Here is an 18,379-nt window from a genome sequence, read left to right as displayed (position 1 = left end):
GCGTGGCGGAAAACTATTCTGAGTAGTAGAAACGGCGTGGCGACGGTAGTGTGCCGCGCCGTGTCCAGTCGTCAGGAGCAGAAGGAAGCGCGCCGACGCGAGCGCGAGGAGGGTGCAGCAGCCGCTGCGGCTGCGGAGGCCCGCCAGCAACGGACCCGGCAGGTCGCCGGGATCGCTGTCGCCGTCATCGCCGTCGGGGGAATCGCCACCGCCGTCATCCTCGGGGGCGCTGGGGGAGGCGGCCCGAAGGCCACCGGGAGCGGCGTCGCCGCCGTCGCGATCCCCGCACAGAAGACCACCGACCTCGCCGAGGCCGCAAAGCTCGCCCGGTGCGAGCTCCGGGAGCAACTGCCGAACGAGGGCAGCGACCACGTGCAAGGAGCGGTCGACAGCTACAAGACCAACCCGCCGACGTCAGGCCCGCACAGCGTGACGCCGGCGCAGGACGGCGAATACTCCCCGGGCAATGAGCCCGAGAAGGAGAACACGGTCCACACGCTCGAGCACGGGCGGATCATCTTCCACTTCGCGCCCGGAACATCGGCGGCGGACCAAGGCAAGCTGTCCAGTCTGTACGGCGAGGACTTCAGCGGCGGCAACGGCTACCACCAGGCCGTGATGCAGAACAACACCAGGATGCCGTTCAAGTTCGCCGCAGCCGCGTGGACAAACTACGTCGGCTGTCCCGGACCGCTCGACGCCGCCACCATCGACACCCTCCGCGCCTTCCGCGCGAAGTACGTCGACAAGGGACCGGAGCTCGTCCCCTAGGACCGTCTCATCGTCCCGATGCCCGGCAGGAAACGGCCGGCCCGCGAGGCGTACTCGCGATAGCGGTCGCCGTGCTGGGCGAGAAGGTGCGGCTCCTCGACGACCCGGACCTGCAACTCGACTGCAAACACCAGCAGCAGAAGCGCCGCGAACGCCAGGATGCCGGGCACCAACAACGCCAGTCCGAATGCGCTCAGCAACAACGCGCTGAAGAACGGGTTGCGGATCGTCCCGAACACACCATCGCGGACGAGGTCGGTCTGCTCGGTGGCCTCGACACCCACCCGCCAGGTCGCGCCCATCGCCTGCTGTGCGGCGACCGAGCCGATCCATCCGCCGAGGAACAGCGCAAGTCCCAGCCAGCGCGCCCCGGCGATGTCGAAGGCGTTCGACGCGCCGAGAAGCGCGGCGACCGGGGCGGCGAGACCAATCACCAGCGCGACGGCGAACAGCACCCCGCCCAGCCAGGCCGCGGACCCGGGCCGACCGGTGATGCCGCGCCAACCCGCGGTCCCGGTCCGGCGCTTGAGTAGCACCGCGCGACCTGCGAAGACCACGAGCAGGTACCCGAGGAACAAGACGAGAGCGAGCGCGCTCATCCTGCCGCCTCCGCGCCGGCCGGCGGGATGCGGACGTTTCCGTCGAGCGGGAACACCACGTCGAGCAGACGGCCGTCGTAGATCACCCCGACGTGCGTATCCGTGCCGAGCGCGACCAAGCGCCGGCCGACCTCCGGGGAGAATCGGAGCTCCTCCTGGTCGTCGACCCTGGACACTGCGCGGACATCGGCGCCGGTCGCGACCGGCCTTGATCCGACCACCGCGATCCAGCATTCCCGGCCGGACGGATGGTCGCGCGTGCGGACCGCGATCCGGCTAGTTGCGGCGCGAGCCTCGGTCTCCGACTGACACAGCGCCCGAGGGGCCGCACGCTTCCAGTCCACGACGACGAGCTTGTCCGAGCGCAGATCACGCTCGGGCGCGTCGTCGCCACACCCCGAGAACGCGAGAACGGGCGCCATCGCCGCGGGGAGGAGGAGTCGTCTCATGCACAAATGTATATCGCAACAGACGTTGGAATGTATGCGGAGCCGGTTCGCAACCGGTGAACGCGAGTCTATCTCCTAGACTGCGTAGTAGATGACCGGAAGGCTGGAGATCGAGCGCGCGTGGGAGGTCGACCGTTCGCGCGAGACGCCGGGTGAACCGTGGGTCGCCTATGGCTGGCTGCTCGGCGCCGCTCACCGGCTCGGCCACGACGAGATCAGCATCCTCGTCTCGGGCTTCCGCGTCTTCGAGCACCTCGGGCCGGCGCTCGGCATGGTCGAGGCGCGAGCGCTGTTCGAGCCGCCGCACCGCTACGCATTCGGCGGCGTCGTCGTTCAGGGCGTCTCGTGGCGCGGAGGGTTGAGCGCGCGTGGGCCGGTCCTGATGGTCGGTGGCGACACCGACCGTCTGACCGCCATCGAGGACGCCGGGGTTCCCGCGGTCGCCGCGGTCACCGCCGACCCTGCGGCGCTCGAGCTGTGGTGCCGGGTCCATCGGCCGCTCCCGCTCGGGTCGACGCGTCCCGTGCTGGAGGTTGCCCGAGACCCACTGCCTGCCGTCGTGATCGCGGCGATCCGCGCTGCGACCGACACGGTGAACGGGAGCGACATGACGCTCGGTCCTGTTCTGGCCCGACGGCTGGCCGGTGCGCTGATCGCGCTGCGCGCTCGCGATCTCCGCGTGCATCCCGAGGATCTCGCGACCTTCCTCATGACGCTGGGCTGGGAGGGTCGACTGGTGCTCGATGGCGTGGCGATCGGACGTCGCGTGTGGAACGGGGAGACGCCGAGGCATGATCCTTGGCGGCTTGGTCGGGACTCCGCGGTCGGGTGACCGCGCTCTACGCGCCCCTATCTCCTATGCTGCATAGTACATGAGGTCCCGACCGACACCAGCCCGATGATCGCGATCGGCATTGGCATCGTCGTCTACGCGGTGCTCGCGTCCTTCGTGTTGTGGCTCCGACGTCGAGGAACGGACGACGGGTCGGTCAGCCTCGCTGCGGTCATCGCGACGTGGCTGACCTATCTGGTGCATGCGGACACCGTGGTCGCCGCCGCCTTCGTCGACCCGTGGCGGATCCCGGTGGACGAGCACGCGGCGCTGGTGGCAGGCGTCGCGGTGGGCTGCGCCGGCGTCGTCCTCTTCGTGATCTCGAGCAGAGCGCTCCTGGTCGGGGCGGAACTCGCCGAGCTGCGTCCGTGGCGGCTGGTGACGAGTGGCCCGTACGAGCGGTGTCGTCACCCTCAGGACCAGGCCTGGATGATGCTGCTGCTCGCCGTGGCGGTGATCGGACGCTCTGCTGTCGCCGTGGCGGTCGTCGTGATCTTCTTCTGGTTCCTGACTCGGCTGTGGGAGCGGGAGGAGCAGCAGCTGAGCGAGTGGTTCGGTGACGATTGGGACACCTACCGTGCGACGACGCCGGGCTTTGCCGTGTGGCGTCGAGAGACGCCCGCCCGCGCGGTCTCCCACACGCATCCCGGATGAACCGTGCGGCGACGACGCGCCCGCGGCTGGCGACGATCGTCGCCGTCCTCGTCGCGCTCTGGCTGGCAGCCTGCGGTGGCGGCACTCCTCAGGGAGGGGACGGCATCCGCGGTGGGGGGACCACGGCCTTCAAGGCGCACCTCGCGACGCTGGAAGGCACGCCGGTCGTCGTCAACCAGTGGGCGTCGTGGTGCACCCCGTGCCGACAGGAGTTCCCGTACTTCCGCGACCAGGCGAAGAAGCGAAACGGGGAGGTGGCGTTCGTCGGGGTGAACTCGATGGACAGCACCGACGACGCGGCGAGCTTCCTGCGCGAGAGCCCGCTGCCGTTTCCGCAGTTCGCCGACCCGGACGCAGACATTGCCCGGACGTTCCGGGGCGGCCGCGCGTGGCCGACCACGGCCTACTACGACGCGAGCGGCGAGCTCGTCTTCACCCACCAGGGCGCCTACCGCAGCGAGGCCGACCTGGCGGCGGACATCCAGCGGTACGCGATCGACGGTGGTTGAGTCCCCGAGCATCGCGCTGGCGTTCCTCGCCGGCCTCGCCTCGTTCCTCTCGCCGTGCTGTCTCCCGCTCGTGCCGGGTTATCTGGCCGCCGTCTGCGGCCAGGGGCCGGACGACCGGCGGCCTACGCGCGCCGCGATGCTGAACAGCCTCCTCTTCGTCGCGACGTTCTCGTTCGTGTTCATCGCGTTCGGGCTGAGCGCGACCGCGCTTGGAGGGTTCCTCTTCGACAACCAGCCGCTGCTCAACAAGCTCGGCGGCGGCGCGATCGTCCTGATGGGCCTGTTCTTCATGGCGGCCCCGTTCATCACGCCGCTCAACCGGCAATGGCAGGTCGACGGTCTCACGGCACGGGCGGGCACCGGCGGCCCGATCGTGGCCGGCGCCGCGTTCGCGATCGCCTGGACACCGTGCGTCGGTCCGACCCTCGGGGCGATCCTCGGGTTGGCGGCGACCACGAGCGGCACGGCGGACGGCGCCGCGCTGCTCGCGGTCTACTCGGCAGGGCTCGGCATCCCGTTCCTGCTGTCGACCCTCGCCTACGAGCGGCTGGCGCGGACCTTCGCCTGGTTCGCGCGGCACCACCGCGAGGTTCAGGTCATCTCCGGCCTGTCGCTCCTCGCGATGGGAGTGCTCGTCTTCACCGGGGAGCTGTTCCGCGTGAACATCGAGATCCAACAGGCGCTCGACGCGCTCGGCCTCAACTTCTGGAAGAACATCTGAGCATCACCGCTCGCCCTGCAGGCGCCGGATGTCCGCGGTGATCCCGGCGCTGCTCGTGTCGGTGAGCGTGTATCCGACCCGCTGGAACCCACGGCGGTCGATGAGCACGAGGCGGGCGTGGTGCTCGGTCTCGGCCGTCTGGGGCTGGATGAAGAACCCCTTGTAGACCGGTGCCAGGCGAGCAGCGTCTCCAAGAAGGAATCGCGTGCGGCCGAGCATCCGCTGTTCGAGCAGGAAGCGGCGGGCACGCGTGGGTGTGTCCGTCCGCGGGTCGGCTGAGATGGCGATGCTGGGAATGTCCTCTCCGAGGTCGTCCAGCGCGTGGCGCATCAGCTGCAGCTGTGGTCCGCAGCTCTCGTCGCACGTCGAGTAGACGAACGTCGCGAGCACGACCTCTCCGCGCAGGCCGGCCATGGTGACCTCGGCACCGTTCTCGTCGGTCAGCCGGAAGTTCGGTGCGCGGATGCCGGGCGGTAGCTCGGATCCGGTGAACGCGCTCTCCGTCAGCCCGGCGTTGGGATCCTTGCGGTCGCCGACGAGCAGCGATCCGACGAGGACGACGTTCAGCCCGAGGAAGAGGAAGCCGATGACGATCTTCAGGCGGGGGGACATCAGGCGCCACCTCCCGCGCGACGCACCGCGTCACGGAGGAAGGCGTCGTCGGTCTGGCCGCGGCTGATGGCGACGACTCGTCCGTCTGGGTCGATCACGAAGGTCTCCGGGAGGTTGCGGGTGCCGAACTCCGCGGCGAGCTCGGTCTCGACGTCGCGGATGACCGGGAAGGTCAGCCGCAGGCGTCGGACGAACCGCTTGGAGTCGGTGATGGCGTCTTGGTAGGTCACGGCGAGCACCGTCCCGCGGTTGGTCGACGTGAGTTGGTCGTGGATTCGCTGGAGGGCCGGCGCTTCGACTTCGCAGGGTGCGCACCAGGAGGCCCAGAAGTTCACGACGACGACCTTGCCGCGGTAGTCGCTCAGGGATCGGCTGCCCAGGCCCTCGAGACGGGGAAGCTCGCGCGCGGCGCCGGGTGCCACCGGGCGCTCGCCGCGCTGCACGGCGTCGTCCAGCGTCGTGTCCGGTGACTGAAGGACCAGGCCGTAGACGAGCAGGCCGACGAACGCGGCGGCGAGTGCCGGCCACAAGGCCCGGGTGAGCCGCGCACGCGCGGTCATCCCGTGGGATCGTCGCGGCGACGGCGCATCCGGTTGACCGACCACCCGATGATCGCCAGGCCGCCGACGGCGGTGGCCGGGTACAGCCAGCCGGGTGGGCCGTCGCCCTGCTTGAGCAGCGGCGCGACCGCGAGCTGGATCGTCCCGGCCGAGCCGACGAGGGCGACGGTGAACGACTTGCGCTTCCAGTCGCCTGCCTCTTCGAGGGGGATCTCGACGTCGATTCCATCGCCCAGGCGCTTGCCCGTGTAGGTGCGGCCGCTCATCGTGATCGTCACGCGGGCGTCGAGGTCGGGGCTGCCGCTGGCTCGACGGATGGGATAGGCCGTGATGTCCACCGCCTTCCGGCCGTCAATAAGGCGGATCTCGCCGGCGGCGACGCTGAGCGCGTAGGCGGAGTTCTTCGTCGAGCCGACGAGCGTGCCGCCATGGGCGGCGGCGGTCACGGGCAGCACGCCGAGCACCGTCGCGGCGAGCGCGATCAGTCGTCCCATCCGCCGAGCCCGGGGCAGGTGCGTCGGGTGCGGGGCGGCACGAGGTAGTTCGCGCGACTGCGGGTGCTGAGCCATTCGTTGATCCCGTTGTTGATCTGTGGGGTGACGCGCTGGTCGGCGGCGACCGCGCGGGCGGCGGCCATCGCGCGCCGTGTCGCGACGAAGTCGTCGATGTCTCGCTGCAGCGAGACGAAGTGCACGAGCGGGTACCGGCCGTCGAGGCCGTTGAAGTCGCGGCGGATGATCAGCGGCCGGTCGTTTCGGCGGGCGGCGATCATCGACTGCGCGTGACCGACCAGGCCGTGCTCGCGGGCGGCCGCCGCGACGTCCGCGGGTGGGCTGAACCCCGCGCCCGGGTCGCGGACCTGCGCGATCGAGGTCTGCGGGGAGAACATCCGAGCGGCCCGCTGCTCGATCGTGAGGCTGCCGTACCAGGTGCTGAGCGCCAGGGCCAGGACGCTCACGTGCATCGTCGTGCCGCCGGCCCATGCGCCGTCGGCGATGGTGACGTCGGACTCCAGCGCCTGGTTGCGGCGGAACCCGGACGTGAACCCCATGAACAAGGGGGCGGTCCGTTCTGGCTGCCCCGCCGGGATGCCCTCGACCTTCCCGGAGAGACTGCGAGGGATCCCGGGGGCGGTGAAGCCACGCCGAGCGGCATCGACGACGAAGGGCGAGCGGATTCCCCGGCGGATCGTGCGCTCGGCGGTGTTCAGCACGCCGCGGCGGTCCGAGGCGAGATGGATGCATGCCGCGAAGGTGTCGAGGTCGGGCACCTCGTCCGGCGTCAGCGCGACCGGCTTGGGGATGGGAGACGCCTGCTCGAGCCCGGCGAACCACCGCGGTCCCCACCCGACCGTCATCAGCAGGCCGTCGGGGCCTGCAGGGAACTGCTCCTCCAAGGTTCGCAGCGCGTCCTCCAGGGCTGCGGCGGACGCCACCGTCGGCGTGCCGTCGAGGCGCAGGTGGAGCAGCCGGTGGTGCCGTGGGGCGCTGCGGTTGCCCGAGGCGTCGGCGGCGAGGAGGGAGTCCCAGGCGAACTGCTGCCCGGGACGTCCGCCAGGCAGCGCCCGGACCCGCGGGACCGGCGTCGACGAGGACCCGCAGCCGACCCAGCCGGCACCACCGGCCAGCGCGAGCGCGCCGGTGGTGCCGGCCTGCAGGAGCCGGCGTCGGGTCAGCGCTGGGCGCTCGTCGCTCACAGCGGCCCGAGGGTCTTGCCGTCGAACTTCACCTGCTGCGTGATCTTCCGCGTGGTGGTCCACGCCTTGGCGACCGCGCGGTGGCGGCCGACGCGGGGCGGCCCGATGGTGAGCTGCACGTCGTAGGCGCCCGGCTTGCCGAGCTTGACGTTCTCGCCGTAGTGCAGGCCCATCCCGCGGCCGACCATCGGATAGAGCGGGCCTTCGAACGCCGTGGCTCCGGCGCGGTCGGTGATCCGGACCGTGACGGTCGCATCGGGCAGCCGGACACCGGACTGCTGGTCGGCGAGGGTGACCATGAGGTGGGCGTCGTCGGTGCTCGCGGGCTTCTGCTCGCGCAGGGCGTCGCCTTCGGAGACGAAGAACCGCTCGGGGGGCATGGCGTGGAGCTCGGTCTCCAGGTCGCCCTGCTCGGAGGTGGCGAGCGTGACCATGCCTTCCATCTCCGAGGCGGCGCTCGTGGCGGCGGCGTCAGTCTCGGTTGCGCCGGTCGTCGATGTTCCTCCGCCGGCGGTGCCGGAGTGCTGGCTGTGCTTGCCACCTCCGGCGCTTGCGGGCGCCGCGGAGGCCTGGGTGCTGGTGCCGCCGCCCGGGAGGTCGGCGGCGTTGTCGTCGGCGGTCGTGCCGCAGGCTCCGACGACGAGTGCGATGGCCGCGAGGGCGGCGGGGACGGTGATGTGGTGCGGTCGCATGTGTGGTTCTCCGTTCAGGTCAGGCGCCGAGCGCCCGGCGCAGCGGCGGGATGCGCCGGATCACCAGGAGGTCGAGCAGGATGAGGGCGATCAGGGACAGCCCCAGGAGGGGGAGGAACACGCCGAGCCCGGCGGTGATCGCCAGGACGCCGATGCCCAGCCGACGGTCCGCGGGCCGCCGTGGAGCGCCGATGCCACGAGGGCGCCGCTTGCGCCACATCACGACGCTCGTGGCCATCGTGAGCAGGAGCGCCAAAGTCGCCGTGAGGGTCAGGAGCTGGTTGACGAGCCCGAACTGCCGGCCCTCGTGCAGGGCGATCCCGAGGTCCATCGTCTTGGCGTAGATGCCGAACTCGGCGTACTCGTAGTCGCTGATCGGCTCGGCCGTGTACTGGTCGATGTAGGTGACGCGCTGGTCCGTCGCCTTGACGTTGGGCTGTGCATCGCCGTCGGGCATGGCGGTCAGCGTGTAGGCGCCCGCGGAGTCCTCCGGGAACGAGACGACGTAGCCGTCCGCGAGTCCCATTGACTCCGCCTGGCCGACGATCGCGTCCAGCGGCGCGCCGTCGGCCGGGTTCCAGCGCAGCGTCCGGTCGCCGTCAGCGCTGGGGGAGCGGAGCACCGGCAGCTTGCCCATCGACCACGCCGCCGGCCGGCCCTGCGTGATGTCCTCGATCGTCTTGGACGCCGCACCGTCGTAGGTCCCGGCGGGGTACGACAGCGAGCGGTCCGTCGCGAACGAGGTCGCCCGCTCTCCCCAGACCCCCGTCCACGCGAGCCCGGTGAGGAGGAAGAAGAGGAAGACGAACGAGAACAGCACCGCCGTGGTCGCGTGCAGGTCCCGCCAGAACGTCCGTCGGTCCCGGCCTCCCCGCGGGCGTTGCATCGCGGTTCGCCAGCTGCGCTTCCGCCCGCGGGGCCACCAGAGGTACATCCCGGTGATCAGCACGACGACGGTCCACGACGCGGCGAGCTCGATCACGCGATCGCCCCACTTGCCCTCGTCGTCGAACAGTCGTGCGGAGAGGAGCGTTCCGTGCAGCTCGAGCGCGAGCGCCGTGAGCGTTGCCCCGTCGTCACGCGAGCCGGTGACCTTGCCCGAGTACGGGTTGACGTAGACGGTGACGTCGCGTCCGTCGGCGTCGAACGCCTCGAACTCGGTCGCGCGGTCGCGCGCCGCCAGCGGCGTCATGCCGAGCACGAGTCCCTCGTCGCCGAGGTAGCGCTGCGCTGCGTCGCGCTGACGGTCGTAGGACACGGTGGTGCCCGACGCGGACGGCGTGACGTCGCGGAGGTTGCCGTAGGCGATGGCGTCGATCTGCGGCTTGAACAGGTAGACGATCCCGGAAAGGCACAGGATCACGAGGACCGGAATGACCAGCAGGCCGGCGTAGAAGTGCCAGCGCCAGACCGTGCGGAAGAGCCGGCCCTGCTCGGCCGACCGCAGCTCAGTCCCGCGGGCTTCGAGCGCCGGGTCCAGAACCTCGCCGGGGGTGTCGGTGACGGACATGCCTCTAGCGGACGCGGAAGTTGAACGAGCCGCGGAGCGTGTGACCGTCGGTGTGCCGCATAGTCCAGCGCGCCGTGTAGGAGCCCTTGGCGAGCTTGCTCACGCGGACGCGGAGCCGGCGGCTGTTGCCGGGGTCACGCTCGGCGCGACCTCGCTGGTAGGTGCGCCCGCGGGGGCCGGTCACCTTGATCGTCCCGGCGCGGATCTGGGATTTGAACGTCACGCTCACGAACCCGACCTGGGAGGCGCGGACGGTCTTGCCGGCCGCCGGGAAGGTGGCCTGGACTTCGGTGTGGGCGATCGCGGCGGCGGGAACGAGCAGCGCGGCGCTGATCGCGGCGGTGCCGAGAGCGGCACGACGACGAGTGGTCATGTGGAGGGTCCTCCTGCGCCGCGTGCGGCGCGAGGTCGAAGTGGGGATGGCGCGCCCGGGGCCGGGCAGCGGGGACGGTGGAAGTCGACCGCGACGGGGACGTCAGGCGGGGCGCGGCGGTGGCCGCATGGCCAGCGACGAGCAGGCCAGGCTGCGGACGGCCCAGTGCACCGGTGCGCGCCGGGGGAACCGCTGCGTCAGGCGCGTACGACGGCGTGCGGGGCGTCGGGCGGTCGCGGAGCGCAGGCGGTCGAGCAGCTCCTCGCCGGGAAATCTGCCGCACAGCAGGAACGCCAGAAGCAGGAGGGCCGGGGCGAACGCGACGACGGCTCCGTGGTCGCAGACCACCCCCGCGGCCACGACCGCGGCGAACACGGCGACCCGCAGCAGCGTGGGCCACCAGGTTCGGCGCGGGAGCGGTCGTGGCTGCAGGTGGTGGAGACGTTCGTCCACAGGCACAAAATACTACGCGCAATAGTATTCCGCGACCCGACCCGTGCGCTCAGGTCTTCTCGCGGTAAGCGAGGAGGCGCAGGGCGTTGCCAACGACGATCAGCGTCGAGCCCTCGTGGACGAACACCGCGGGGCCGATGCCCAGCCCGAGGAGCGTCGCGGGGATAAGGATCGCGACGATCCCGAGGCTGACGATCAGGTTCTGCCGGATGATGGCGTTGGTCGTCCGGCCGAGCCCGACGGCGAACGGCAGTCGGCGGAGATCGTCGCCCATGAGCGCGATGTCTGCGGTCTCGAGCGCCACGTCGGATCCGGCGGCGCCCATCGCGATGCCCACGGTCGCGGACGCGAGTGCCGGGGCGTCGTTGACCCCGTCTCCGACCATGCCGACGGTGCCCTGCTCGCGCAGCGTCGTGATCTCGGTGACCTTGTCTGCTGGCATCAGGTCGCCGCGTGCCTCGTCGAGCCCGACCTCGGCGGCGATCGCCTGTGCGACGCGCTGGTTGTCGCCGCTCAGCATGACCATGCGAGCCACGCCGAGCGTCCGCAGCTCGTCGACCACCTCGGGCACGCCGTCTCTGGCGGTGTCCATCACGCCGATGACCCCGAGGTACTCGTGGCCGTGGCGGACGACCATGGTCGTGCGGCCCGCTGTCTCGAGGCTGTCGACGAAGGCCTCGATCTCGGGTGGTGGGGAGGGGCCGTCGATCTCCGCGAAGAGGTCGAGCTTGCCGACGTGGATCGGGGTGCCGTCGAGGGTGGCCCGCACGCCGCGCCCGACGATGCTCTGCAGCTCGGTCGCCGTCGCAGGCGCGTCTGTCAGGCGCGGGGCGGCGCCGCGGGCGATGGCCCGGGCGAGCGGGTGGTCGCTGAGGCGCTCGACCGCCACGGCGGCCCGCAGGAGACGGTCCTCGGTGATGCCCTGCGCGGTGACGACGTCGGTGAGTCGCGGCCTGCCTTCGGTGATGGTCCCGGTCTTGTCGAAGGCGATCGCCTGGAGCGAACCGAGGATCTCGAGCGGACCCCCGCCCTTGACCAGGATTCCGCTGCGACCGGCGCGGGCGACGGCGGAGAGCACGGCGCTGGGCGTGGCGATCGCCAGCGCGCACGGGCTGGCGGCCACCAGGACCGCCATGGCCCGGTAGAAGGCGTCGCTGAAGTCCTCGTTCGTGAGGACCGGGGAGACGATCAGGCCGAGGACGAAGAGGATCACCGCCGGCACGAAGTAGCGCTCGAAGCGGTCGGTGAACCGCTGGGTCGAGGACTGTCCGGTCTCCGCTTCGCTCACGAGCTGGACGACGCGCGCGAGCGTGTTGTCGGCGGCGCGGCGGGTCACACGGATGTCCAGCGCGCCGCTGCCGTTGATGGTGCCGGCGAACACGCGGCTCTCCGGCGCCACGCCGTCAGGCGCTTCCGCGGCACGCGCCGGATCGTCCACCGGCTGCTTGTCGACCGGCACGCTCTCCCCGGTGATCGGGGCCTGGTCGACGCTGCTGGTCCCGCGCAGGACGAACCCGTCGGCCGGGATTCGCGTGTCCGGGCGCACGATCACGGTGTCGCCGACCGCGAGGTTCTCCACGGCGACCTCGACCTCGAGGCCGTCACGCCGAACGAGGGCGCTCTTGGGAGCCAGTTCGGCGAGCGCCTCGATGGCCCGCTTGGCGCGGCCCAGCGCGTAGTGCTCGAGCGAGTGCCCGAGGCTGAAGAGGAACAGCAGCAAGCCACCCTCGAAGAACTTGCCCAAGGCCGCAGCGCCCGCCGCGGCGACGAGCATCAGGAAGTCGATCTCGAAGCGGCCCGCGCGGACGCTCTGGTACGCCTCACGGACGGTCAGCGACCCACCGAAGGCGTAGGCGGCGATGAACAGGCTCGTCGGCAAGGCGCTGTCCACATCGCCCACGTTCTCCAGGAGCCAGCCGCCGAGGACGGCAGCGCCGGCGAGGAGCGCGAACACGATCTCCGTCCGCGCCCCGAAGACGTCGAGCACGCCGTCGTGATCATGGCCGTCGTGCCCGTGACCGTCGCCGGGCTGGTGGCGGTGGTCATCGGTCGGCGGTGGGGAAGTCAGGCTGGTGGGCACCCCGTGAGCGTAAACTACTACGTTACATAGTAATGAGTCTCAGCACCGTTTGAGAAGCACCCACGATGGGGTCATCGCGACCGGCCTGCTCGCACCGGGTTCGCCTCCGGCCGTCGGCCGGACCGACCGGTCGAGAGCGGCGAGTCGTCGGATCCGGTCGGTCGCGGCGAGAATGACGAGCCCTTCGGTCGGTCCGCGGTACAGGCGGATCGCGGTGGCCCGCACGCCGAGTTCGCGCGCCACTACCGGGACCTGCCGGTGCCCCTCGACCGTGATCGGGCGGCAGGCGTCGAACCGGTCGGCGGCGCGCGCGATCATCTCGAGATCGCGCTCGATGGCCGTCTGGGCGCGCAGCGACGCGCGAACTCCGGTCAGGCGGTCGACCTGGGCGGGGGTGGCGAGAACCGTCACGCCGAGGACCGCGGCCGCCGCCAGGAGCACTGCGGGACCGTCGCCTCGGCCGACGCGTCCGACAGCACCGCTGACGAGCACGATCAGGACGACCGACGGCAGGAGCAGGTACCTCCCGATGACCGGGGACCCGGCGAGCACGAGGCCAGCGAACGAGACCACGCTCACCGCGCCGAGGGCGACCAGCGCCGCAGTCTGGCGGTCAGGTCGCGGCCGGCCGAGGAGGAGCGTCGCGAGGACGCCGCCGGCCAGCACGGGCTCCCTGACGATCTCTCCGATCCGCCGCGGTGCGGTCGTCACGAGTGCTCCCAGGCCGGTGTCGCGACCGAGCGCCTCGACGTTTGCCCGGGTGCCCGTCAGCGACCACAGCGGGTCACCCGTGACGACCAGGTCACAGAGCAGCCAAGCGGCGACCGGACTCGCCGCGACGGCCAAGACGACGCGCGGGGCCCGGCCGTCCCGCCACACGATCCAGAGCACATGGGCCGCTGCGAGGGCCCACGCCTCCGGGCGGATGAGCCCGCCGACGGCGAGGGCGACCGTCGCGTGGTGATCGGGCGCGTCACGAGCCACGCACCAGGCGGCAGCGAGGGCCAGGGCCACGAACAGCACGTCCAGATAGCCGCGCGTGCCGAAGGAGAGCAGTGGCACGGAGGTCAGGACCAAGCACGCTGACAGCACGCCGGACCGCCGTCCGCCGACTGCGGCGGCGCACGCGAACGCGGCGACGGCGAGACCGCCGAGCGTCAGGAACGAGAACACCCGCAGTCCGGTCGCCGCATCGTCTCCCAGTGGCGTGAGGACCAGTCCCAGGATGAGCGCCAGCGGCTTGGGTGTCGGCGCGAGCGGCACGACGAACTCCGGGGTGCTGCCGTGGGCGACCTGGTCGCCCCAGAGCAGGCCGTAGGCCGCGTCGTAGTTGACCGAGCCGCCGTCGAAGAGGAGCCAGAGGGCGCCGGCGACGAACGCCGCCGCCGCGGTCGCGCGGGCGATGGGGCGGGCGTGCACGGCGCGGCAATCTACTACGCTGTATCGGAGATCAGCGCGCTCACGCCCTCGCACAAGGACCCAATGAGCACCAACCTGAAGATCAGCGGCGCCCTCGTCGCATTCGCCCTCGCCGTCATCATCGGCCTCGCCATCGCGAGCGGGGACTCCGACGAACCCGCGGCCGCAAAGCCCTCACCGCAGGCGACGGCGTCGACCCCGGTCGTCCGCGCGGACACGCACAAGCTCGACGTCGCGGCCGACGGCAAGGTCACGCTCGTCGAGTTCCTGGACTTCGAGTGCGAGGCCTGCGGCGCGGTCTACCCGCTGATCGAGGAGTTGCGCCGGCAGTACGACGGCCGGCTGACCTTCGCGATCCGCTACTTCCCGCTGCCCGGACATCGCAACGGCAAGATCGCCGCGCAGGCCGTCGAGGCCGCGTCCAAGCAGGACAAGCTCGAGCCGATGTACAAGCGGATGTACGAGACCCAGAAGGAGTGGGGTGAGTCCAAGGACTCCAAGAAGGACGTCTTCATCGGCTACGCCGAGGACCTCGGGCTCGACATGACGAAGTTCCGCGCGGACCTCGAGTCGCCCGAGACGATCGCGCGCATCGAGAAGGACATGCAGGACGGCGCAAACCTCGGCGTGGTCAGCACCCCGACCCTGTTCCTGAACGGCGAGATGATGAACCTCGAGTCCGCGGAGCAGCTGCAGGCGGACATCGAAGCGGCCTTCACCGCCGAGTGAGCACGCAGCCGGCCCGCAACGCCCCGGCGTTCCTCGACCGGATCGTCGGCTGGGTCCTCCTCGTCCCGGGGGCGATCGCGCTCGTCGCGGCGATCGTCCTCATGGTCGAGAAGGTCCGGGTCCTCGAGGACCCGACGCACGTGCCGGCGTGCACGATCGACGCGGTGCTGGCCTGCGGGTCGGTGCTGAGCTCCGACCAGGCGGAGGCGTTCGGGTTTCCCAACCCGCTGATCGGGATTGCCGGCTTCGGCGTCCTCGTCGCGTTCGGGCTCGTGCTGGTCACGGGCGGCCGGCTGACCCGCGCGGTCTGGCTGACCGCGCAAGCCGGTGCGACGTTCGCGGTGGTCTTCGTCCACTGGCTGATGTTCCAGAGCGTCTACCGCATCGAGGCGCTGTGCCCCTATTGCATGGTGGTCTGGGTGATGACGATCTCGATCTTCGTCTACCTCACCCTCGCGAACGTCACGTCGGGACGGCTTCCGATCCCGGCGCGTCTGGAGGGACCGGTGGCGCGCCTCACGGGCCTGCACGGCGTGGTGCTCACCGTCTGGTTGCTGCTCGTGGCGGCGGTCGTCGCGCAGGGGTTCTGGGACTACTGGATGGACAAGCTCTAGGGGTTGTTCATGGGCCGTGGCGTTCGGCGCGCTCGTCGGCCCGGTCCGCCTCGCCCAGCGCGCGGATGATGAGGAAGGCGAGGGCGATCCCCATGACCACGGACTGCTCGATCGCCATGATGGCGCCGGCCAGGGTCTGGTCGTCCAGCGCACTGAGCCCCCAGTAGCGCGGGCCGTCGGCGTACACGTCGTAGAGCGGTCGCGGCGCGAAGGTCAGGAAAATCCCGAGGATCCCGACCAGGACCTTCGTCACCACCATGTAGACGACCGGCCCGAGCCCGCCGAGCGCGTGGCGTGAGCGGATGGGGGACAGCAGGTGCCACCAGTACAGGATGCCGCCGAAGGTGAACGACAGGTGTTCGAGGATGTGGATGGTCGACGACTCGACGGCGGCGTCGTAGAGCGCCGGGATGTGCCAAATCCACATGACGCCGACGTAGAGCACGATCGCGAAGGACGGGCCCGCCCACCAGCCCGCCTGACGCTCGAGGGGTTGCAGCAGCCGCGTCACCGGACGCAGCAGCACCTTGGTCAACCCGAGGGTCAGCAGGATCGGGACGATGTCGAGCAGCAGCACGTGCTGCACCATGTGCATGGCGAAAAGCTGCTCGCCCAGCGGATCCAGCGGGGAGAAGAGCGCGGCGCTGAGCGCGGCAATCCCGGTCAGGAAGACGAGCAGCCGCCAGGTGGGCGCGTCGCGTGGCCCGGACGGTGTGCGACGGACCGCGCGCCAGCGCCACAGGTAGCCGCCGAGCAGCAGGAGGACCAGCAGCAGCGGGCCGGGCGTCGCCGACCACGAGGCGTCCGGTGCGGTCAGCTGAAGCTGTCCCAGCGGCGCAGCTCCGGCAGCGGGTCGATGCCCTCGCCGCCCTCGTACCACCCTGGGGCGGTCCACAGCTCGAAGTGCAGGTGGCAGCCGGAGGCACGGCCCGAGTCTCCGACGTAGCCGATGCGCTGGCCGGCGCGGACCCGGTCGCCCTTCTTCACGAGCGCGCGATCGCGCATGTGCATGTAGGTGTACGAGGCGCCGGTCTTATCCTGTAGCACGACGTAGTTCCCGGCACGGGACTGGACGGCCTCGAACTGCACGGTCCCGGGACGTGCGGCCACGAGCGGCACGCCGCAACGGGCGAACATGTCCTGCCCGCCGTGGCCGCGGCCCCCGCCGAAGTCGTTGGTGGCCGACTGCCCGAGGTCGTGCTTGCCGCGGATCGGGAAGATCGCGTCAAGGACCTGGACGGCCCCGGAACTGGCCTGCGACGCCGTCGGCTGCCCGGCCAGGCGCAGCACGTAGCGGCCCGCCGTCACCACCGACCCACCGACCGTCCCGTCCCAGCGAACCTCACCCTGGCCAGCGTCCACCGGCCAGGACCGGACGACCTGGCCGGAGTCCACCCGGACGGCCTCGACGGTTCCCGCAACGGTCGCCGTGTACTGCAGCAGCATGCGCTTGCGCGACCCGGCGATGAGCGCCTGGCCGGGCGCGAGGTCGGTCGTGGCGCCGGTGACGTCCGCCTGGGGGACCGGCGAGGTGAGGATGCGCAGCCGCTGCGTACGGCTCGAGCCGCCGGCCGGGCTGACCAGTCGCAGCGCGCCGCTGCGGGCGTCGCGTGGAACGGTCACCTTCAGCGACGTCGCCTCGGCGGATGACGGTGCGGTGGCACGGTCGTCCTTGGTGCCCTTGCCGCCCTGGAAGATGACGCGGGTCACGCCGTCCATGCCGGTACCGGCGATCGTGAGCGTCTGGCCGCGCCGGCAGGCCCAGCTCTCGCCCGACGCGCAGGACGCCGCGCTCGCGGCGGCCGGGTCCGGGATCGACGCACCTCCGGTGCTCGAGGCGCCGAGCGCGCCCGAAGGCACGAGGAGCAACACGGTGGGGGCCAGGACGGCGAGGGACAACCGGCGGTAGGTCAACGCGAATCTCTTTTCGTCTGCCTACGGGGTTAGCTGACGGACTCGCGCGGAAAAGTCGCGCTACGACACTGGGTCGATTCGCCCCCGGAGTGGGTCCCCCGCTCGCCTCGACCCCGGGGTCTCGACGATTCGGCGCTGCTATGACGGCGCGCATCATACTACGATGCGTCGTAGACAATGCGCCGACACCTCCTCATCCTCGGACTCAGTGCCGCGACCCTCGCCGGCTGCGGCGGAGATTCGTCCTCCGACGGCGCGTCCGTCGAGCCCCGCGGACCGTCGTCCGCGGCCCTGCGTGCGAAGCTGGCCGAGGCGACGTCGGTCGATCTCGCCCGCTTCCCCAAGCCGGCCGGAAAGACGCTCAACGAGTTGAGCCAGTCCCTCGACGGGACCGGGCCGCAGGTCGCGCTCGGGACGAGCGTCTTCCCCGACGCCCGGACGCGACTGGCGTTCGGGCTCATCGACGAGCAGACCGGGTTCGTCTACGCCCCGTCGGTCGTCTACCTCGCCAAGGGCGAGAGCGCCCGGGTGCTCGGACCATTCCCGGCGCCGGCAGACCTGCTGGTGACGGACCCACCGTTCCGCTCACGGCAAACGGCCAGCGAGAAGGACCCGTTCTCCGCGATCTACGACTCGCGGGTCACGGTCGACGGACCGGGGACCTACAACGTCCTCGTGGCGAGCGACATCAACGGGAAGCTCATCGGCTCCGGCACCCAGATCAAGGTCGTCGACGCGAAGGCCGATGCCGTGCCCGACGTCGGGGAGCGCGCGCCGAGCGTGAAGACCGACACCGTCGCTTCCGCCGGGGGCGACCTTGCGGCGATCGACACGCGGCTCCCGCCGGACGACCAGCACGAGGAGAGCCTCGACGACGTGCTCGGCAAGAAGCCAGTGGCACTCGTCTTCTCGACCCCGCAGCTGTGCGAGTCACGCGTCTGCGGCCCGGTCGTCGACATCGCCGCGCAGCTCAAGTCCACCTATGGCGATCGCATGACGTTCATCCACCAGGAGGTCTACGTGGAGAACTCGTTCGACAAGGGGCTGCGCGAGCCGCTCAAGGCCTTCAACCTGCCGTCGGAGCCGTGGCTCTTCACGATCGACGCACGTGGACGCGTCGCCGAGCGGCTCGAGGGGTCGTTCGGCTTTCGGGGCTTCGAAACCGCGATCAAGAAGGCGCTGGAGGCCTGAG

Annotated in this window: 22 protein-coding genes and 1 riboswitch; of the genes, 8 read left to right on the top strand and 14 right to left on the bottom strand. The window is 70.8% G+C overall.

Annotation, left to right across the window (positions count from 1 at the left end; genetic code table 11):
- Positions 1-60: 60 nt before the first annotated feature.
- Entirely contained in the window at positions 61-771 is a 711-nt protein-coding gene (locus tag GKE82_RS25270) for a DUF3105 domain-containing protein (protein ID WP_154735683.1), read from the top strand.
- Here the strand turns inward: GKE82_RS25270 and GKE82_RS25265 are convergent.
- Complete coding sequence (locus GKE82_RS25265) at positions 768-1,370, bottom strand: isoprenylcysteine carboxylmethyltransferase family protein (RefSeq protein ID WP_154735682.1); 603 nt, start codon at positions 1,368-1,370, stop codon at positions 768-770. The two genes, GKE82_RS25270 and GKE82_RS25265, sit on opposite strands and share 4 nt — an antisense overlap.
- A complete protein-coding gene (locus tag GKE82_RS25260; protein ID WP_154735681.1) occupies positions 1,367-1,819 on the bottom strand; it encodes a hypothetical protein in 453 nt (150 codons plus the stop codon). Before GKE82_RS25260 ends, GKE82_RS25265 begins: the two co-directional genes overlap by 4 nt.
- A gap of 91 nt (positions 1,820-1,910) precedes the next feature.
- Between GKE82_RS25260 and GKE82_RS25255 the strand changes: the two genes are divergently transcribed.
- The 4 genes from GKE82_RS25255 to GKE82_RS25240 all read left to right on the top strand — a co-directional run bounded on the left by GKE82_RS25255 (position 1,911) and on the right by GKE82_RS25240 (position 4,535).
- Positions 1,911-2,651 carry a hypothetical protein gene (locus tag GKE82_RS25255; protein ID WP_154735680.1) on the top strand — a complete coding sequence of 247 codons (741 nt, stop codon included), beginning with the start codon at positions 1,911-1,913 and terminating at the stop codon, positions 2,649-2,651.
- 66 nt (positions 2,652-2,717) lie between these two features.
- The gene (locus GKE82_RS25250; protein ID WP_154735679.1) at positions 2,718-3,305 is read left to right on the top strand and encodes an isoprenylcysteine carboxylmethyltransferase family protein; all 588 of its coding nucleotides are present in this window, start codon (positions 2,718-2,720) and stop codon (positions 3,303-3,305) included.
- Positions 3,302-3,814: a TlpA disulfide reductase family protein gene (locus GKE82_RS25245; RefSeq protein WP_154735678.1), complete on the top strand. Its 513-nt coding sequence runs from the start codon at positions 3,302-3,304 to the stop codon at positions 3,812-3,814. The genes GKE82_RS25250 and GKE82_RS25245 overlap by 4 nt, the downstream gene beginning before the upstream one ends.
- Positions 3,807-4,535, top strand: coding sequence for a cytochrome c biogenesis CcdA family protein (locus GKE82_RS25240; protein ID WP_196189463.1), 729 nt, complete (start codon positions 3,807-3,809; stop codon positions 4,533-4,535). The genes GKE82_RS25245 and GKE82_RS25240 overlap by 8 nt, the downstream gene beginning before the upstream one ends.
- 3 nt (positions 4,536-4,538) lie before the next feature.
- Here GKE82_RS25240 and GKE82_RS25235 read toward each other — a convergent pair whose 3' ends face one another.
- From GKE82_RS25235 to GKE82_RS25190, 10 genes are all read right to left on the bottom strand, one after another.
- On the bottom strand, positions 4,539-5,147 hold the full coding sequence (locus tag GKE82_RS25235) for an SCO family protein (RefSeq protein ID WP_154735676.1): 609 nt from the start codon (positions 5,145-5,147) through the stop codon (positions 4,539-4,541).
- Positions 5,147-5,707 (bottom strand): TlpA disulfide reductase family protein, encoded by a 561-nt coding sequence (locus GKE82_RS25230; protein WP_154735675.1) that lies wholly within the window; start codon positions 5,705-5,707, stop codon positions 5,147-5,149. The genes GKE82_RS25235 and GKE82_RS25230 overlap by 1 nt, the downstream gene beginning before the upstream one ends.
- Positions 5,704-6,201, bottom strand: coding sequence for a hypothetical protein (locus tag GKE82_RS25225; protein ID WP_154735674.1), 498 nt, complete (start codon positions 6,199-6,201; stop codon positions 5,704-5,706). Before GKE82_RS25225 ends, GKE82_RS25230 begins: the two co-directional genes overlap by 4 nt.
- Positions 6,189-7,403, bottom strand: a complete 1,215-nt coding sequence (locus GKE82_RS25220; protein WP_154735673.1) for a Tat pathway signal protein — start codon at positions 7,401-7,403, stop codon at positions 6,189-6,191. The genes GKE82_RS25225 and GKE82_RS25220 overlap by 13 nt, the downstream gene beginning before the upstream one ends.
- Positions 7,400-8,095 carry an iron transporter gene (locus GKE82_RS25215; RefSeq protein ID WP_154735672.1) on the bottom strand — a complete coding sequence of 232 codons (696 nt, stop codon included), beginning with the start codon at positions 8,093-8,095 and terminating at the stop codon, positions 7,400-7,402. The genes GKE82_RS25220 and GKE82_RS25215 overlap by 4 nt, the downstream gene beginning before the upstream one ends.
- Positions 8,096-8,114: 19 nt before the next feature.
- Positions 8,115-9,605 (bottom strand): PepSY domain-containing protein, encoded by a 1,491-nt coding sequence (locus GKE82_RS25210; RefSeq protein ID WP_154735671.1) that lies wholly within the window; start codon positions 9,603-9,605, stop codon positions 8,115-8,117.
- Between the two features lie 4 nt (positions 9,606-9,609).
- Positions 9,610-9,978, bottom strand: coding sequence for a copper resistance protein CopC (locus GKE82_RS25205; protein ID WP_154735670.1), 369 nt, complete (start codon positions 9,976-9,978; stop codon positions 9,610-9,612).
- Between the two features lie 102 nt (positions 9,979-10,080).
- Positions 10,081-10,431, bottom strand: coding sequence for a hypothetical protein (locus tag GKE82_RS25200; protein ID WP_154735669.1), 351 nt, complete (start codon positions 10,429-10,431; stop codon positions 10,081-10,083).
- Between the two features lie 49 nt (positions 10,432-10,480).
- Entirely contained in the window at positions 10,481-12,511 is a 2,031-nt protein-coding gene (locus tag GKE82_RS25195; protein ID WP_309233843.1) for a heavy metal translocating P-type ATPase, read from the bottom strand.
- A 39-nt stretch (positions 12,512-12,550) separates the two neighbouring features.
- Positions 12,551-13,930 carry a hypothetical protein gene (locus GKE82_RS25190; protein WP_154735668.1) on the bottom strand — a complete coding sequence of 460 codons (1,380 nt, stop codon included), beginning with the start codon at positions 13,928-13,930 and terminating at the stop codon, positions 12,551-12,553.
- Between the two features lie 63 nt (positions 13,931-13,993).
- Between GKE82_RS25190 and GKE82_RS25185 the strand changes: the two genes are divergently transcribed.
- Positions 13,994-14,659: a thioredoxin domain-containing protein gene (locus GKE82_RS25185; RefSeq protein WP_154735667.1), complete on the top strand. Its 666-nt coding sequence runs from the start codon at positions 13,994-13,996 to the stop codon at positions 14,657-14,659.
- The gene (locus GKE82_RS25180; RefSeq protein WP_309233842.1) at positions 14,656-15,273 is read left to right on the top strand and encodes a vitamin K epoxide reductase family protein; all 618 of its coding nucleotides are present in this window, start codon (positions 14,656-14,658) and stop codon (positions 15,271-15,273) included. The genes GKE82_RS25185 and GKE82_RS25180 overlap by 4 nt, the downstream gene beginning before the upstream one ends.
- A 7-nt stretch (positions 15,274-15,280) precedes the next feature.
- Here the strand turns inward: GKE82_RS25180 and GKE82_RS25175 are convergent, their stop codons facing one another.
- Positions 15,281-16,153 carry a cytochrome c oxidase assembly protein gene (locus GKE82_RS25175; protein ID WP_309233841.1) on the bottom strand — a complete coding sequence of 291 codons (873 nt, stop codon included), beginning with the start codon at positions 16,151-16,153 and terminating at the stop codon, positions 15,281-15,283.
- The gene (locus GKE82_RS25170; RefSeq protein WP_154735666.1) at positions 16,087-17,172 is read right to left on the bottom strand and encodes a M23 family metallopeptidase; all 1,086 of its coding nucleotides are present in this window, start codon (positions 17,170-17,172) and stop codon (positions 16,087-16,089) included. Before GKE82_RS25170 ends, GKE82_RS25175 begins: the two co-directional genes overlap by 67 nt.
- A 17-nt stretch (positions 17,173-17,189) precedes the next feature.
- Positions 17,190-17,332: riboswitch (cyclic di-AMP (ydaO/yuaA leader) on the bottom strand.
- A 32-nt stretch (positions 17,333-17,364) separates the two neighbouring features.
- On the opposite strand from GKE82_RS25170, the gene GKE82_RS25165 reads away from it, so the two are divergent.
- Positions 17,365-18,378, top strand: a complete 1,014-nt coding sequence (locus GKE82_RS25165; RefSeq protein WP_154735665.1) for a hypothetical protein — start codon at positions 17,365-17,367, stop codon at positions 18,376-18,378.
- The last annotated feature ends 1 nt before the right edge of the window (position 18,379 follow it).

The sequence above is a fragment of the Conexibacter sp. W3-3-2 genome, assembly GCF_009707605.1.
GTDB classification, from domain to species: domain Bacteria; phylum Actinomycetota; class Thermoleophilia; order Solirubrobacterales; family Solirubrobacteraceae; genus Paraconexibacter; species Paraconexibacter algicola.
This window is presented reverse-complemented; position numbering and strand designations above follow the sequence as displayed.

Bases quoted from the DNA above. Each gene is read 5' to 3' on its own strand.
- GKE82_RS25265 (WP_154735682.1), bottom strand. From the start codon at position 1,370: ATGAGCGCGCTCGCTCTCGTCTTGTTCCTCGGGTACCTGCTCGTGGTC.
- GKE82_RS25260 (WP_154735681.1), bottom strand. From the start codon at position 1,819: ATGAGACGACTCCTCCTCCCCGCGGCGATGGCGCCCGTTCTCGCGTTC.
- GKE82_RS25255 (WP_154735680.1), top strand. From the start codon at position 1,911: ATGACCGGAAGGCTGGAGATCGAGCGCGCGTGGGAGGTCGACCGTTCG.
- GKE82_RS25250 (WP_154735679.1), top strand. From the start codon at position 2,718: ATGATCGCGATCGGCATTGGCATCGTCGTCTACGCGGTGCTCGCGTCC.
- GKE82_RS25245 (WP_154735678.1), top strand. From the start codon at position 3,302: ATGAACCGTGCGGCGACGACGCGCCCGCGGCTGGCGACGATCGTCGCC.
- GKE82_RS25235 (WP_154735676.1), bottom strand. From the start codon at position 5,147: ATGTCCCCCCGCCTGAAGATCGTCATCGGCTTCCTCTTCCTCGGGCTG.
- GKE82_RS25230 (WP_154735675.1), bottom strand. From the start codon at position 5,707: ATGACCGCGCGTGCGCGGCTCACCCGGGCCTTGTGGCCGGCACTCGCC.
- GKE82_RS25225 (WP_154735674.1), bottom strand. From the start codon at position 6,201: ATGGGACGACTGATCGCGCTCGCCGCGACGGTGCTCGGCGTGCTGCCC.
- GKE82_RS25215 (WP_154735672.1), bottom strand. From the start codon at position 8,095: ATGCGACCGCACCACATCACCGTCCCCGCCGCCCTCGCGGCCATCGCA.
- GKE82_RS25210 (WP_154735671.1), bottom strand. From the start codon at position 9,605: ATGTCCGTCACCGACACCCCCGGCGAGGTTCTGGACCCGGCGCTCGAA.
- GKE82_RS25205 (WP_154735670.1), bottom strand. From the start codon at position 9,978: ATGACCACTCGTCGTCGTGCCGCTCTCGGCACCGCCGCGATCAGCGCC.
- GKE82_RS25185 (WP_154735667.1), top strand. From the start codon at position 13,994: ATGAGCACCAACCTGAAGATCAGCGGCGCCCTCGTCGCATTCGCCCTC.
- GKE82_RS25165 (WP_154735665.1), top strand. From the start codon at position 17,365: ATGCGCCGACACCTCCTCATCCTCGGACTCAGTGCCGCGACCCTCGCC.